At 56.8% G+C, this 14,017-nt stretch carries 15 protein-coding genes; 7 read left to right on the top strand and 8 right to left on the bottom strand.

Features of this window, described 5'->3' with window-relative positions; translation table 11 throughout:
* Window positions 1-81: 81 nt before the first annotated feature.
* From B3R00_RS12620 to B3R00_RS12595, 6 genes are all read left to right on the top strand, one after another.
* On the top strand, window positions 82-852 hold the full coding sequence (locus tag B3R00_RS12620) for an ABC transporter ATP-binding protein (RefSeq protein WP_174863098.1): 771 nt from the start codon (window positions 82-84) through the stop codon (window positions 850-852).
* Window positions 852-1,562 carry an ABC transporter ATP-binding protein gene (locus B3R00_RS12615; RefSeq protein ID WP_219164011.1) on the top strand — a complete coding sequence of 237 codons (711 nt, stop codon included), beginning with the start codon at window positions 852-854 and terminating at the stop codon, window positions 1,560-1,562. The genes B3R00_RS12620 and B3R00_RS12615 overlap by 1 nt, the downstream gene beginning before the upstream one ends.
* Before the next feature lie 48 nt (window positions 1,563-1,610).
* Window positions 1,611-2,810, top strand: coding sequence for an ABC transporter substrate-binding protein (locus B3R00_RS12610; protein ID WP_286999313.1), 1,200 nt, complete (start codon window positions 1,611-1,613; stop codon window positions 2,808-2,810).
* Between the two features lie 147 nt (window positions 2,811-2,957).
* On the top strand, window positions 2,958-4,166 hold the full coding sequence (locus tag B3R00_RS12605; protein WP_219164013.1) for an ABC transporter substrate-binding protein: 1,209 nt from the start codon (window positions 2,958-2,960) through the stop codon (window positions 4,164-4,166).
* Between the two features lie 83 nt (window positions 4,167-4,249).
* Window positions 4,250-5,134, top strand: coding sequence for a branched-chain amino acid ABC transporter permease (locus B3R00_RS12600; RefSeq protein WP_219164014.1), 885 nt, complete (start codon window positions 4,250-4,252; stop codon window positions 5,132-5,134).
* Between the two features lie 15 nt (window positions 5,135-5,149).
* Window positions 5,150-6,148 carry a branched-chain amino acid ABC transporter permease gene (locus B3R00_RS12595; protein WP_286999312.1) on the top strand — a complete coding sequence of 333 codons (999 nt, stop codon included), beginning with the start codon at window positions 5,150-5,152 and terminating at the stop codon, window positions 6,146-6,148.
* 78 nt (window positions 6,149-6,226) lie between these two features.
* On the opposite strand, the gene B3R00_RS12590 is transcribed toward B3R00_RS12595, so the two are convergent.
* From B3R00_RS12590 to B3R00_RS12580, 3 genes are all read right to left on the bottom strand, one after another.
* The gene (locus tag B3R00_RS12590) at window positions 6,227-7,147 is read right to left on the bottom strand and encodes a transporter substrate-binding domain-containing protein (protein WP_286999311.1); all 921 of its coding nucleotides are present in this window, start codon (window positions 7,145-7,147) and stop codon (window positions 6,227-6,229) included.
* A gap of 121 nt (window positions 7,148-7,268) precedes the next feature.
* A complete protein-coding gene (locus B3R00_RS12585; RefSeq protein WP_286999310.1) occupies window positions 7,269-8,042 on the bottom strand; it encodes a tRNA-uridine aminocarboxypropyltransferase in 774 nt (257 codons plus the stop codon).
* An 85-nt stretch (window positions 8,043-8,127) separates the two neighbouring features.
* Window positions 8,128-8,739: a class I SAM-dependent methyltransferase gene (locus B3R00_RS12580; protein ID WP_174863104.1), complete on the bottom strand. Its 612-nt coding sequence runs from the start codon at window positions 8,737-8,739 to the stop codon at window positions 8,128-8,130.
* A gap of 617 nt (window positions 8,740-9,356) precedes the next feature.
* On the opposite strand from B3R00_RS12580, the gene B3R00_RS12575 reads away from it, so the two are divergent.
* Window positions 9,357-10,343, top strand: a complete 987-nt coding sequence (locus B3R00_RS12575) for a Bug family tripartite tricarboxylate transporter substrate binding protein (RefSeq protein ID WP_286999309.1) — start codon at window positions 9,357-9,359, stop codon at window positions 10,341-10,343.
* A 393-nt stretch (window positions 10,344-10,736) separates the two neighbouring features.
* On the opposite strand, the gene B3R00_RS12570 is transcribed toward B3R00_RS12575, so the two are convergent.
* The 5 genes from B3R00_RS12570 to B3R00_RS12550 all read right to left on the bottom strand — a co-directional run bounded on the left by B3R00_RS12570 (window position 10,737) and on the right by B3R00_RS12550 (window position 13,983).
* Window positions 10,737-11,123 (bottom strand): VOC family protein, encoded by a 387-nt coding sequence (locus B3R00_RS12570; RefSeq protein WP_219164020.1) that lies wholly within the window; start codon window positions 11,121-11,123, stop codon window positions 10,737-10,739.
* Window positions 11,124-11,369: 246 nt separating this feature from the next.
* Window positions 11,370-11,594, bottom strand: coding sequence for a DUF3079 domain-containing protein (locus tag B3R00_RS12565; protein WP_286999308.1), 225 nt, complete (start codon window positions 11,592-11,594; stop codon window positions 11,370-11,372).
* A 546-nt stretch (window positions 11,595-12,140) separates the two neighbouring features.
* On the bottom strand, window positions 12,141-12,545 hold the full coding sequence (locus tag B3R00_RS12560) for a VOC family protein (RefSeq protein WP_286999307.1): 405 nt from the start codon (window positions 12,543-12,545) through the stop codon (window positions 12,141-12,143).
* Window positions 12,546-12,558: 13 nt separating this feature from the next.
* On the bottom strand, window positions 12,559-13,575 hold the full coding sequence (locus B3R00_RS12555; RefSeq protein WP_286999306.1) for an ATP-binding protein: 1,017 nt from the start codon (window positions 13,573-13,575) through the stop codon (window positions 12,559-12,561).
* Entirely contained in the window at window positions 13,576-13,983 is a 408-nt protein-coding gene (locus B3R00_RS12550; RefSeq protein WP_286999305.1) for a 3'-5' exonuclease, read from the bottom strand.
* Window positions 13,984-14,017: the final 34 nt, after the last annotated feature.

The following is a 14,017-nucleotide window of genomic DNA, read 5'->3' as shown; positions in this document are numbered from 1 at the left end:
AACATTCGACACGGTGCATGCATGCCAAGGCGGCCAAAAACTGCCTGGTGCTGCACCTTCACCACGGAGCAGCCCACGCGCATGAGCGACGCCATTCTTCAAACTACCAACCTCACCAAAGAGTTCAAAGGCTTCACTGCGGTGAGCAAAGTGAACCTGTCGGTGCAACGCGGCAGCATTCATGCACTGATTGGCCCCAACGGTGCGGGCAAAACCACGTGCTTTAACCTGCTGACCAAGTTTTTGGAGCCGACCTCGGGTGAAATTCGTTTTAACGGCCAAGACATCACCCGCGAAGCGCCAGCACAAATTGCGCGCCGCGGAGTGATCCGCTCGTTTCAGATCTCTGCCGTTTTTCCCCATCTGACGTTGATGGAGAACGTGCGCGTCGGTCTTCAGCGCCAGCTGGGTACGGCATTCCACTTCTGGAAAAGCGAAAAAACACTGAATCAGCTCAACGATCGTGCCATGCAGCTGCTGGCCGAAGTCGGTCTGGAAGACATGGCCGATGAAGTCACTGTCAACCTGCCTTATGGCCGCAAGCGGGCCCTGGAAATTGCCACCACGCTGGCGATGGAGCCTGAGTTGATGCTGCTGGACGAACCCACGCAGGGTATGGGCCACGAAGATGTGGACCGCGTGACCCAGCTCATCAAAAAAGTGTCGGCAGGGCGCACCATTTTGATGGTGGAGCACAACATGAAAGTGATTTCCACCATTGCGGACCGCATCACCGTGCTGCAGCGCGGTGCGGTGCTGGCCGAGGGCAACTACGCCGAAGTCTCGAACAACGCACAGGTGATGGAAGCCTATATGGGCACGACCGACGGCCAACTGCAAGGAGCGCACTGATGACGACTCCTGCACTCGAAATTCGCAATCTAGAAGCTTGGTACGGTGAGTCGCACGTGCTGCACGGCGTTGACATGGTGGTGCAACCCGGTGAAGTGGTGACGCTGCTGGGGCGCAATGGCGCAGGGCGCACCTCCACCATGCGTGCGGTCATGGGGCTGACGGGCGCGCGCAAGGGTTCCGTCAAGATCAATGGCCAGGAAACGATTGGCTTGCCGACCCACAAGATTGCGCACTTTGGCGTGGGCTACTGCCCTGAAGAGCGCGGCATTTTCTCCAGCCTCTCGTGCGAAGAAAACCTGCTGCTGCCACCACAGCTCAAAACCGGCCATGAAGGCATGAGCGTAGAAGAGATCTACGCCATGTTCCCCAACTTGGCAGAGCGCCGCAACAGCCAAGGAACGCGCTTGTCAGGTGGTGAGCAGCAGATGCTGGCCGTAGCGCGCATTTTGCGCACGGGTGCGCGGCTGCTGTTGCTCGATGAAATCTCTGAAGGCTTGGCGCCTGTCATCGTGCAAGCGCTGGCTCGCATGATCAACACCCTGCGTGACAAGGGCTACACCATCGTCATGGTCGAGCAGAACTTCCGCTTTGCAGCGCCGCTGGCAGACCGCTTTTATGTGATGGAGCACGGCCGCATTGTGGAGACGTTCAATGCCGCACAGCTTGACGCCAAGATGCCCGTCCTCAATGAATTGCTGGGTGTCTGACCTGGCTTTGCCTCCCTTTTTTCTCCATACAACAACAAGGAAACAACCATGCACGCTTTGCGTACCCCTTTGACTCTTTTGACCCTGTCGCTGGCTATGGCCGGCATGGCCCACGCACAGACACCTGACAAGATCAAAATTGGTTTCATCACGGATATGTCCAGCAACTACGCGGACGTGGATGGCAAAAACGGTGCAATTGCGATTCAGATGGCCATTGATGACTTCGGTGGCAAGGTGCTGGGCAAGCCGATCGAGCTGCTGACCCAAGACCACCAGCACAAGCCAGACATTGCCGCCACCAAGGCGCGCGAGTGGATTGATACCCAAAACCTGTCCATGCTGTTTGGTGGCACCAACTCGGGTGTGGCGCTGGCATTGGCCAAGGTGGCACAAGAGAAAAAGCGCGTGTACTTCAACAGCGGTGCCGGTGCGTCGGCGCTGACCAACGAGCAGTGCACGCCCTACACCATCCACTACACCTACGACACCGTGGCACTGGCCAAGGGCACAGGCGGCGCTGTGGTGGATAACGGCGGCAAGGAGTGGTTTTTCCTGACGGCGGACTATGCCTTTGGCCACTCGCTGGAAAACGATACCGCCAAGGTCGTAAAGGCCAAGGGCGGCACGGTCAAGGGCAGCGTGCGCCACCCTCTGAATGCGTCGGATTTCTCCAGCTTCTTGCTGCAGGCCCAAAACTCCAAGGCCCAAATTTTGGGCCTGGCCAATGCCGGTGGCGACACCGTCAACGCCATCAAGGCCGCACGTGAGTTTGGCATCAACAAAAGCATGAAGATGGCGGGCTTGCTGGTGTTCCTGACTGACATCCACTCGCTGGGGCTGAAGAACACCGAAGGCCTGCTGCTGACCACCAGCTGGGACTGGAACCTGAACGACGAAACCCGTGCATTTGGCAAGAAGTTTGAAGCCAAAACCAAGCGCATGCCGACCGACGTGCAGGCCGCCAACTACTCGGCCACCATGAACTATCTGAAGGCGGTGGAGAAGGCCGGAACGGTAGATGCCGACAAGGTGATGGCGGTGCTCAAGAGCACACCGATCAAAGACTTTTACGCGCAAGGCGTGATCCGTCCGGATGGCCGCTACGCCCACGATATGTACCTGATGCAAGTGAAGTCGCCTGCAGAGTCCAAGCAAGCTTGGGACTACTACAAGGTCGTGACCAAGCTGACGCCCGACCAGGTCTGGACGACCAAGGAAGAGAGCAAGTGCGCTTTGTGGAAATAAAGCCTTAAGTCTCTATCGGGCAGGGTGATGCGCTCTGCCCCAGTACCCGTTTTCGCGTTCTCAAGTGTTTGCCGCCGGCGCACATTCCGTGCAAAGGCATTGGTTTTACAAGGCGTAAGCCACCCCACCCACCAAGGAGACAAGGCAATGAAGCAGCAGCGCAATTATTCGAAGTTGGCTCTCACGCTCGCAGCAGCGGGCTTGATGGCCGCCACGGCACACGCGCAGTCACCAGACAAAGTGCGTATTGGTTTTGTGACCGATATGTCGAGTCTGTACGCCGATGTGGAAGGCAAAAACGGTGTACTGGCCATGCAAATGGCGATTGATGACTTCGGTGGCAAGGTGCTGGGCAAGCCGATTGAGCTGCTTTCGGCAGACCACCAAAACAAGGCCGATATTGCCGCAAGCAAAGCGCGGGAGTGGATTGATACCCAAGGTATCAGCCTGATTTTCAGTGGTACCAACTCGGGCACGGCACTGGCTGTCTCGCAAGTAGCCAATGAGAAAAAACGCTTGCACATCAACAATGGTGCAGGCACTTCCGCGCTGACCAACGAGCAGTGCAACCCCTACACCATCCACTACGCCTATGACACCGTGGCGCTGGCCAAGGGCACAGGCGGTGCGGTGGTTGATCGGGGGGGCAAAGACTGGTTCTTCCTGACGGCGGACTATGCCTTCGGCCAGGCGCTGGAGGCAGACACCACGGCGGTGATCAAAGCCAAGGGCGGCACGGTCAAGGGCAGTGTCAAGCACCCGCTGAACGCTTCGGACTTCTCCAGCTTCTTGCTGCAGGCACAAAGCTCCAAGGCCCACATCTTGGGTCTGGCCAATGCGGGTGGCGACACCATCAATGCCATCAAGGCGGCCAAAGAGTTCGGCATCGACAAGAACATGAAGACCGCAGGGCTGCTGGTGTTCTTGACCGATATCCACTCTCTGGGGCTGAAGAACACTGCGGGCTTGCTGCACACCACCAGCTGGTATTGGGACATGAATGATGAGTCGCGCAAATTCGCCAACAAGTTCTTTGCCAAAACCAAGCGCATGCCCACCGATGTTCAGGCTGCGGATTACTCCGCCATCATGCAGTACCTGAAAGCGGTGCAGGCCGTGGGGAGCACCGATGCTGACAAGGTCATGGCACACCTCAAAAGCACACCGCTGTCTGACTTCTACGCCAAAGGCGTGATCCGTCCCGATGGCACTTACGCCCACGACATGTATCTCGTCGAGGCGAAAAAGCCAGAGGAATCTACCAAGCCTTGGGACTACCTGAAGGTGCTGCAGACTTTGCCTGCAGACACCGTCTGGACCACCAAAGCAGAAACCAAATGCGCGCTCTGGAAGTGATGTGAGGCAAGCACGCCCATCACAAGTGGGCGTGCACCGCGCATTCGCCAGGGCCATCCTGTTTAACCAAAAGCGTCTCTCTCATGGAAATCTTCGGTGTCTCACTGCCGGGCCTGCTCAGCCAGCTATTGCTGGGGCTGGTCAACGGCTCGTTTTATGCGATCTTGAGCCTTGGGCTGGCGGTCATCTTTGGCTTGCTCAACGTCATCAACTTTGCGCATGGCGCACTGTTCATGCTGGGGGCCATGGTCACATGGATGGCCATGAACTACCTGGGTATCAACTACTGGGTGATGCTGATATTGGCGCCCATTGTGGTGGGTGCTTTTGGGGTGTTGATTGAGCGGTTTTTATTGCGCTGGATTTACAAGCTCGACCACCTTTACGGACTGCTGCTGACACTGGGTTTGTCGCTGCTGATTGAGGGCGTGTTCCGCTCCATCTACGGCGTATCAGGTTTGGGTTACGACACGCCAGAGCTGCTCGAAGGTGCCACCAACCTGGGCTTCATGATCTTGCCTAACTACCGTGCATGGGTCGTGGTGGCTTCACTCGTCGTGTGTATTGCTACGTGGTATGTGATTGAGAAAACCCGCCTGGGTGCTTACCTGCGTGCAGGTACCGAGAACCCCCGGCTGGTGGAGGCATTCGGCATCAACGTGCCCGTCATGGTCACGCTCACTTATGCCTTTGGCGTAGGTTTGGCGGCTTTTGCGGGTGTGCTGGCCGCACCGGTGTACCAAGTGACGCCGTTGATGGGGCAAAACCTCATCATCGTGGTGTTTGCCGTGGTGGTGATTGGGGGCATGGGCTCCATCATGGGCTCCATCCTGACGGGCCTGGGCCTGGGCGTGATTGAAGGCCTCACCAAAGTGTTTTATCCAGAAGCATCTTCCACCGTGGTGTTCGTCATCATGGTCATCGTTTTGCTGATTCGCCCCGCCGGCTTGTTCGGTAAAGAGAAATAAGAGGGGGCACACACCATGACTTCTAAGAAACTTGCATTCTTTGGCTATGGCTTGCTGCTGCTGGCCTTGATCGTCGCGCCTTTCTTTGGTGCCTACCCGGTGTTTGTCATGAAGCTGATGTGCTTTGCACTGTTTGCTTCGGCGTTCAATCTGTTGCTGGGCTATACGGGGCTGCTGTCTTTTGGGCATGCGGCATTCTTGGGTGGTGCAGCCTATGTGGCGGGTCACGCCATCAAGGTCTGGAGCTTCACCCCGGAGCTGGGCATTATTTTGGGCACGCTGGGTGGCGCAGCTTTGGGGCTGGTAGCGGGGTGGTTGGCCATCCGCCGCCAAGGTATCTACTTCTCGATGATTACCTTGGCCCTGGCGCAGATGCTGTTCTTTGTGGCACTGCAAGCGCCGTTCACCGGTGGTGAAGATGGACTGCAAGGTGTGCCTCGGGGCAAGCTGTTTGGCCTGATTGACCTTTCCAGTGACCTGACCATGTACTACGTGGCGCTGGTCATCTGTGTGCTGGGCTTCTTGGTGATTGTGCGTACGGTGCACTCGCCTTTCGGCCAAGTGCTCAAAGCCATCAAAGAGAACGAGCCGCGTGCCATTTCGCTGGGCTACGACGTCAATCGCTTCAAGCTGCTGGTGTTTGTCTTGTCTGCTGCGCTCACCGGCTTGGCAGGTTCTCTCAAGACCCTGGTGCTGGGCTTTGCCACCTTGTCCGATGTGCACTGGACATCGTCGGGCCATGTGGTGCTGATGACGCTCATGGGCGGCATGGGTACGCTGTCTGGGCCGATTGTTGGCTCGGCCATCGTGGTGGCATTGGAAAACAAGATTGGGGATTTGGGCAGTTGGCTGGCCAAGCTCACGGGCTTTGAATGGTTCTCGACCTTGGGCGAGTCCGTCACCATCGTCACCGGCTTTATCTTTGTGATCTGCGTACTGGCCTTCCGCCGTGGTGTGATGGGTGAACTCATTGCATGGCTGGCGCGCCGCAGAGGCAGCGGCAAAATGCTGTAGCGATCAAAAGGTGTAACCCAACAAAAAACCGCCTCAAGGGCGGTTTTTTGTTGGGCGGCATATGCCTTGAGTGAGGGCTTAGCGCACGCTGTCAAATTGCTCCACAGGCACATCGTTGGGCTGGGCAATCATCTTCTTGAGTGTCTCGCCTATTGGCAAGTTCAGGTTCATCTGCTTTGGGGGGATAGGCTGCAGGTACCACTTGGCGTACAGGCGCTCCAAATCGCCATTCGCCATCATCTGGCGGATCACGCCGTCCACCGCTTGCTTGATGGCCGGGTCCGCCTTGCTGAACTGAATGGCAATCGGCTCTGCACCAATGACTTCGCCCACAATTTTGAAGCCTTCGGGATTCTTGCTTTGTGCGATCACGCCAGCGAGCATGTTGTCGTCCAGCACAAATGCATCGACGCGGCCTGACTCCAGCAGCAAGAACGCTTCAAACTGGTCCTTGGCCATCAGGGTCTGAAACTGAATGCCGTGCTCGGCAGCAAAACGGCGCAGGATTTGCACTGCCGTGGTTCCCGTCAAGACAGAGACTTTTTTGCCGTCCAGTTGCTTGAAGCTGGTGATGGCCTGGCTGCGGGCCACGGCCATACGCACTTCGCTGACATAGGTGGTCAGGCCAAACGCCACCTGGTCTTGGCGCTTGAGGCTGTTGGTCATGCTGGCACAGTTGAAATCCGCCGTGCCGTTTTGGATCAGCGGCATGGTGTTTTGCGGCGTGAGCACCATGTATTTAAGCTGGGCTTTGGGCGCAATGGTGCGCACCACTTGCTCGCACAACTCGGTGTGGTAGCCCACAAACTTTTCATTGGCCCCCAGGGCATACGACATGGGCGTGGCACTTTCGCGCACACCCAGCACCACCGTGCCCCCCGCTTGCCAGCGCTGCAGCGTAGCCGATGCTGCCCCAGGGGCTGCTGCGTACGCCGCAGAAGTAAAAACGGCTGCAGTCAGTGCAGCCGAGGCCAAAGAGAACTTCACAACAGACTTCATGGGGACTCGCAATCGGTAGGCCGCACCGCAGATGGGTGGCCTTTGCCGCAAATTGTCCCACTGGCTTAAGACATCACAGTGTTATGCAAATTCTGCAGCAAGGAATGCCCGCATGCTGTTTCTACGATGGCTGCAGCTTGCTTTGCAAGGCTTGGTGGGCATCGCCCTCCCACTGCGGTGGCAGCTGGTGTTTGGCGCGCAGATAGTGGTGGGTGTACACCTCCAGATAGCGCTCCAGCACCTGCCCTGCATGCATATCGCGGGCATCCTGGCTTAGTTCCAGGCACAGGGCTGCGACTTCGCTGGTGCAAAAGTGATCGTCGCGTTTGGCACGGCGCAACTGGTAGTGGCTGATTTGCTCGGGCTGAAACCCCAAGACGGGAAAGCGATCCAGGTACGGACTTTTGCGAAACATCTTGCGCGCTTCGGACCAGGTGGCATCCAGCAAGATAAACAGCGGGCGCTTGCCGCTGTGCGGCGCATCACCGGCCAGTGCGGAGATTGCGCGCTCGGCTGGCTGCACGTATTCGCTGGGGAATACCACATACGGCTGCCACTGCGGATCGTCCAGCAAAGCCAGCAGCTGTGCGTCCACCTCGGTGCGGCTCCAGCCAAAGGCAAAAGTGTCTTGCACCACATCGGCAATCAGCCAGCCGGTGTTGCTGGGCTTGAGAGGCTCTGCATCGTGCATGAGCAGGCACACCCCTGCACGTGTTGGTAACTGAGGGCGCAGCGTGCACATGCAGTGCGAGGGGCGCAGTCTGCAGCCTTCACAGCGCTCGCCCTTGATGCCACCGCGGGCTAGAAAAGGCCGCGTGCTGCGTGCTAAACGGGCTGTGCGCAGGCGTGCGACGGCATGGGGAAAAGTAGGGGGAGCGTTGCGAGGTGCGGACATGGGCAGGGCGCTATTGTCGCAGCGGGCAGGTGGCAATGCAGCCGCGTGGGCCAATGCAGCGCCGTTGGTGCCACATCTTTGGTCTTTAGTGTCCGCCGCCTGCGCACTCCAGTTCAAACACCGGTACTTGCGCTTTGCGGCTGAGCCACATGCCTCCGCCCAGCTCGCTAAAACTTTGCTTGAGCCCCTGGCGGTACAGCGCCGCACGGTGGCGGAACAAGCGCGGGTCGGTCAAGTCTTCGTCAATGATGTCGCGCTCGTAGTCTTCCTTGGCCACGGCTTCCAGGTACAAGGCGCCGCGTGAGAGCTTGCCCAGATTGTGCAAAGCCAGTTTCAGGTCTGCGGGACTCAGGTAGGGCAACACGCCTTGGCAGATCACCAGGTCAAACGGCTCGCTGCTCTGGTAATTCACCACGGAGCCGCGCTCCCAGCCAAAGCGGCCGCACAGGTATTCGCTCAATTCCACACCGTGGTAGCTGCAGCCGGGAAACTGCTGCTGCACCACGCCTTTCCACAAACCAATGCCGCAGCCTACGTCCAGAACACGGGCCACGGGAACGCGCAAATATTTCAGGTAACTGCACACAAAAGTGCCCAGGCGTTCAATGTGCTCCGGGTCTACCACGCTGGTCTTTTTGTCAAAGTAAAAGCGCTGGTAGTACGCCTCGTCAAACCATTGGTCGCTAGCTGATTGCACGCGCTCTCCTGTGTAAAGGGGGGTAGAACGACTGACGCACCCCCGCCGCCGCATGCAGCACAGACCTGGCAGAGCAACAAGGTGTGGAGGGTGTGAAGTGGTTCCAAAGAAAGAGCCGCTGAGTATCGGGCATAGGCCTTATCGGCATGCTCTGCTGCGGTATGGGTGCTAATTCTTTAGGAGCTAATGGCGCTTGCTGCATCTGCGTTGAGGGCAGATTTGGCAGGTATTTGTGGAAAATCTACACGCAATGATCGACCGGCCCATAGGTGTATTGGCAGTTTTTACGCATGTTTTTTGCGTGGCAGGCGTGCAGCCGCCAAGCATGCGCTGGTTGCGCTGCCCGTGTCTCGCGCAGGAATCATCCGCCAAGCTTTGGTGCGGCGCACAAATTGATGTGTGCTAGAACAATTTGCCTGGTATGGCAAGCCATTGCACTGCACGCCTGTGTTTGATCTATTCGGCTTGGGGCGGGGCTGGGCCTTTCTAGAATCCGCTGCGCATGACTGCCAATGCACTGGAGGGAGGAGTGGGCACCAGACCCGCACAGAGCCAGTGCCGCGCTTGGCGCAGTTGGTGGTTGTGCGCCTTGCCACCTCATCAGAAAGCACTTTGTCATGATCTCGCGTCGCCAATTGGTGGCTGCTACGGCAGCGTCGGCCACTTTGTCTCCTTGGGGGGCGCTGAGCGCCTTCGCCAGCAATGGTCAGCCCGTGCGCCTGATGGTGGGCTTTGCCGCAGGCGGCTCTGCCGACTATGTGGCGCGCCAGATGGGCATACAACTGGCTGAAGAGCTGGGGGTGCCCGTGGTGGTGGAAAACCGCCCCGGTGCGGGGGGCCGAATTGCGGTAGAGGCGGTAAAAAACGCCAAGCCCGACGGCAACACCTTGCTGGTGACGCCCGGTGCCATCCTCACCATTTACCCCCATGTGTACGACAAGCTCAGCTATGACGCCGTGGCTGACCTGGCCCCCATCGCCAACCTGTGCGAGATGTCATACAGCCTGAACATTGGCCCGGCAGTGCCCGACAGCGTGCGTACCCTGAAAGACTTTGGTCTATGGCTCAAAGCCCATCCCAAGCAGGCCTCATACGGCTCGGCGGGCGCAGGCACGGCCATGCACTTTTTGGGCGCCCTGTACGCCGCCCAACTGGGTGTGGATTACCTGCACATTCCCTACAAGGGCGGTGTGCTGGCGCTGCAAGATGTCATGGCGGGGCAAATCCCCTCCAGTTTTAACGTAGCCAGCGAAGCCGTCGCGCAGATTGGCAACCCCAAGCTACGCACCTTGGCCGTCACCAGCAAGCAGCGCATGCCGCAGTTTCCCCAGGTGCCCACCTTTGCAGAGCAAGGCATGGAGGCACTGACTGCCAGCGAATGGATGGGCCTGCTGGCCCCCAAGGGCACACCGGCTGCGCTGGTGCAACGCCTGCACCAGGCGGCCACGCGCAGTGTGGCTGCACCCAAGGTGCAGCAGGCACTGGCGGAAATGGCGTTTACCGTCAACCAAGGCAGCACCGCAGACTTTGCCCAGCAACTGCGCCAGGACATCGCCAAATGGGCGCCCGTGGTGCAGCGCACAGGCTTCAAGGCCGAAGGTTGATGGCTGCGGTGTAGCCATCTGCAAGCGGGGTAATGTGCCAGACGTGCATCAGCGCGGCTGGTAGGCACTGCGTAAGGGCTTTAAACAGGGTTCAGCACGCAGTGCAGCATTTTTCGTATACTCGTTAGGTTGTTTGCGCAAACAATGCTGATCTCACGCCAGTACGTCGAGCACTTCGACGAGAAAAAGAAAAGTGACAGCTGCAGAGACGTTCTGCCGTAATACGGTGATCGCGTAAGAGTCGCCGTCCAATATCACCACAAAGCCCGCTGCATGCGGGCTTTGTGGTTTCTGCTGTGCCGCTCTGCACGCGGGGCAGCGTTTCAATAGGCATGCGCCAGCAGCATGCGGGCCTGCGGTTGCGGGCTGGCCGCACGCTGCAGTCCAGCGGGCTTAGGCCGCCTTGGGTGGGCGGTGCATCACACACACCTTGTTGCCCGCAGGGTCACGCAAATAGGCCAGATACAGCTTCATGCGCTCATCGCCGCGCCAGCCGGGGGCGTCTTCAATGGCGGTGCCGCCCGCAGCCAGTGCGGCCTCATAGGCTTGCAGCGCCTGCTCGGTGGAATCGGCCGCAAAGCCCAGCGTAAAGCCATTGGCCGCTGTGGCAGGCTCACCATTGATGGGCAGGGTCACGCTGAAGGTGCTGCCCGCATGGCGCCAGAAATAGCGGTGGCGGTCTTGCACGCCGGGCTTGGCACCCAAGGTGCCCAGCAGGGCGTTGTAGAACTTGACGGACGCATCGAGGTCATTGGCGCCGAGCATGACGTGGCTGAACATAGGGGGTGTCTCCTCAGTAAGCTGTAGTGGGTGCGGGCTGGGGCGTTGCACAGCACCAGCCCGCACGCATGCTAACGCTTGCCCTTGCACGCAGCGCGTCACCCATGCGATGCAGCCCATTAATTTTGATAGCTGCTGACGCCTGCTGGGTAAGCGTGAGAGGTGGTTTTTGTTATAGATGGAAAACGCAGCTGCCGCAGGCAGGTGCCCCACGGGCACAACCCTGGCACTCTGGGCACGCAGGGCTTACAGGCTGTGGGGCGGTGTGGGGGCCTTGGTAGCGGCAGCGGCCACCGCTTCGCAGGACGTGCCCTCCAGCATCTGTTCCCAGTCGTCGCCCCAGAACTCGCAAGGGTGGGGCGTGCGGTCGGAGCCATTGCCGCAGCGCAGGTCATCGGCCGGGCAATACAGGTCGCAACCCCAGCACAGGCGCTCAGGGTGGGCGGGGGCAATCGGGAATTTTTTGGCCATCTCTGTGCATCTATAGGCGTTGGCGCCCATCACAAGGCGTGCTTGCAATTTACGCCCAAACGGCGTGCACGCAGTTTGTGGGAGATCACAGACAGCGTGGTTTTGGGGCGTTGAGATGACCTTATTTGATAGCTGCTAGCGCTTGCTGCATCAGCGTTAGAGGCTGATTGATCTATCAATTATTTGCCATCTGCGCAATGCTCAAAGCATGCGGGCGTTAGAGGCAGAAGCCGGTTCATCGCACCGGCGAGCGAGTGACTTTTTGTTTTCGTCCAGAAAAGCGCAGCTTTCACTCAAGTCACCCAAGATGCGACCCTGCCGAGGGCTGCCCGGCGCAACTCGCTGCGCGCTTGCAGCGCTACGCGCACACAGCCGCCGGCCATATGCAGGACTGCCACGTGGTCTGCACGATGCTTGCGCGCGCAAGACGGTGCGGTGCGTTGCGGCCCGCTGCTGTCAAGGCTGGTTTGCGATTTTTGGGTGTTGATTGGGTCAAGCGCCAAATTGGCCTCTAACGCTGATGTAGCAAGCGCTAGCAGCTATGGTTTATGCGGACGTGGCCCATGCTTCACGAAACATCAAACACAGCTTGTGGCCCGCCGGGTCTCGCACATAGGCCAGGTAGCGGTCATTGCCCGGCGCGCGGCGCCAGCCGGGCGCATCTTCAATGGCTAAGCCGCCGTGGGCCAAAGCAGCGTCGAGTGCGCGGTGCAACTGGTCGATGGAGGTGGTCTTAAACCCCAGCGTAAAACCGTTGTAGTGTGTGGCAGGCTCACCGTTGCGCGGCGTGGCGATCATCAACCGCGTGCCATCGTGGTCCCACACATAGCGTTCAAAACCGTTGACCTGGATGTGCGTGGCAGGCGCCGCACCCAAGACGCCGAGCACGGCGTCATAGAACTGGCGGCTAGCTTGGAGGTGGTTGGTGCCTAGGAGGAGGTGGGAGAGCATCAGTTTGAAAAATTTATTTTTTAAAATCTCTGGAGAGCATTTGAGACGCTGCAGAAGCTTGGTAATAACCAATACCTTTAATTGTCTTGGCTATTTCATAACCCTCATCTCTATACTCTCTTAAGATATCAGGTAACTTTTTTATTTTACTTGTATTTAAAACCATTCGAATAATTGTTCCTTGATAATTATGATTTAAGTAGATATGTTTTTTCTCTTCAGAATTTAATAGTATTCCGTGATCGCCGCTACATATTAAAAAGCTTCCACCAGTTCTACATATTCTATTTATCATGTAGAGTCCAAATCCTGAGTTATGCCAAGGATCATCTCTATTAATAATGGCGCCCTGATAATTTTTGCTAGATATTGCTGGCATTAAAGCTTGTTGTAATGCATCTGAGTCATTTTTAACTTGTATAAATGGATTGTTTTTTAGTGATTTTCTTAAGCCAATTCCATTGTCTGATATGGCAATTTCTACTTTGTTGTAGGTTGGCCAGAATTGAGCACAGTATTCAATAAATTTTGATTCACTGTGTTCTATAACATTTCTCATTATTTCTCTAATGGAAAATGTTAATGCATCAACAAGGTTGCTATCATCTTCCCTAGCTAAAATTTTTGCGAGTTGAGCAGATTTATTTTCAATAATATCTTGTTTAGGAGACCAAGATTTTCTTGCTTCATCTAAAACTGTTTGTGTCCTAAGTATTGATAATGGAACAAAGCTAGCATTTCCATCATTTATGCTAGGCACTCTTCCATGCTTTAAACCGAATGCTCTAAAAAATCCCATATTAGATGCATAGGATTTTTCTTGATAACCATCGCAAAATATTTTTCTTGTAGGAGATTCATTTTTTATATCTCTAATTATCTTAGCTAGATAAACCATTGTGAATGGCTCAACTCTTCCCATTGAACTAAAGTCAATATAAATATCTTCATTTTTTTCTATGTCAATTATTTCATTGCAAAATGAAAATATTGAATATATGTCGCAATTATTAGGGAAATTAATTTTCATTTATGTTTTTAATAGAATTTTTGTCGATCTCGTCGCCGCCACATAAGCCAATTTAGATTCCATCTCCAAATCTTCCTGGCTCATGTTTTCTTTAACCTCTGAAGTTAAAACCGCCACCACCGGCCATTCCAGCCCTTTGCTGGCGTGCATGGTCATGACCTTGATGGTGTTGTCTTGCGGTTGAAAGTCGCCTGACTTTTTGCGTACGCGGTGGGGCAGGCCTTTGCGGGTGAGGGCGCGGCTGCAGATGTCCATGCCGTCCCAGTCGCGGCACAGCACGGCCATGTCGCCCCAGGCGTGGCCTTGGGCGTGCTGGTCGGCCAGCAGTTCTGCAATCTTGGCGGCGCGCTCGGGCAGGCTGGGCAGGGTGATGACGATGGGTTCCGGCCCTTCGCGCCCGCAGCCCATGGGGGCGAGCAGGGGGGTAATCCCCCCTTAAACC

It is taken from the genome of Comamonas sp. UBA7840 (genome assembly GCF_002501455.1).
Classification (GTDB): Bacteria; Pseudomonadota; Gammaproteobacteria; order Burkholderiales; family Burkholderiaceae_C; genus Comamonas; species Comamonas jiangduensis.
This window is presented reverse-complemented; position numbering and strand designations above follow the sequence as displayed.

Coding starts and splice junctions, on each gene's coding strand:
- B3R00_RS12620 (WP_174863098.1), top strand. CDS start 82: ATGAGCGACGCCATTCTTCAAACTACCAACCTCACCAAAGAGTTCAAA.
- B3R00_RS12615 (WP_219164011.1), top strand. CDS start 852: ATGACGACTCCTGCACTCGAAATTCGCAATCTAGAAGCTTGGTACGGT.
- B3R00_RS12610 (WP_286999313.1), top strand. CDS start 1,611: ATGCACGCTTTGCGTACCCCTTTGACTCTTTTGACCCTGTCGCTGGCT.
- B3R00_RS12605 (WP_219164013.1), top strand. CDS start 2,958: ATGAAGCAGCAGCGCAATTATTCGAAGTTGGCTCTCACGCTCGCAGCA.
- B3R00_RS12600 (WP_219164014.1), top strand. CDS start 4,250: ATGGAAATCTTCGGTGTCTCACTGCCGGGCCTGCTCAGCCAGCTATTG.
- B3R00_RS12595 (WP_286999312.1), top strand. CDS start 5,150: ATGACTTCTAAGAAACTTGCATTCTTTGGCTATGGCTTGCTGCTGCTG.
- B3R00_RS12590 (WP_286999311.1), bottom strand. CDS start 7,147: ATGAAGTCTGTTGTGAAGTTCTCTTTGGCCTCGGCTGCACTGACTGCA.
- B3R00_RS12585 (WP_286999310.1), bottom strand. CDS start 8,042: ATGTCCGCACCTCGCAACGCTCCCCCTACTTTTCCCCATGCCGTCGCA.
- B3R00_RS12575 (WP_286999309.1), top strand. CDS start 9,357: ATGATCTCGCGTCGCCAATTGGTGGCTGCTACGGCAGCGTCGGCCACT.
- B3R00_RS12570 (WP_219164020.1), bottom strand. CDS start 11,123: ATGTTCAGCCACGTCATGCTCGGCGCCAATGACCTCGATGCGTCCGTC.
- B3R00_RS12565 (WP_286999308.1), bottom strand. CDS start 11,594: ATGGCCAAAAAATTCCCGATTGCCCCCGCCCACCCTGAGCGCCTGTGC.
- B3R00_RS12560 (WP_286999307.1), bottom strand. CDS start 12,545: ATGCTCTCCCACCTCCTCCTAGGCACCAACCACCTCCAAGCTAGCCGC.
- B3R00_RS12555 (WP_286999306.1), bottom strand. CDS start 13,575: ATGAAAATTAATTTCCCTAATAATTGCGACATATATTCAATATTTTCA.
- B3R00_RS12550 (WP_286999305.1), bottom strand. CDS start 13,983: ATGGGCTGCGGGCGCGAAGGGCCGGAACCCATCGTCATCACCCTGCCC.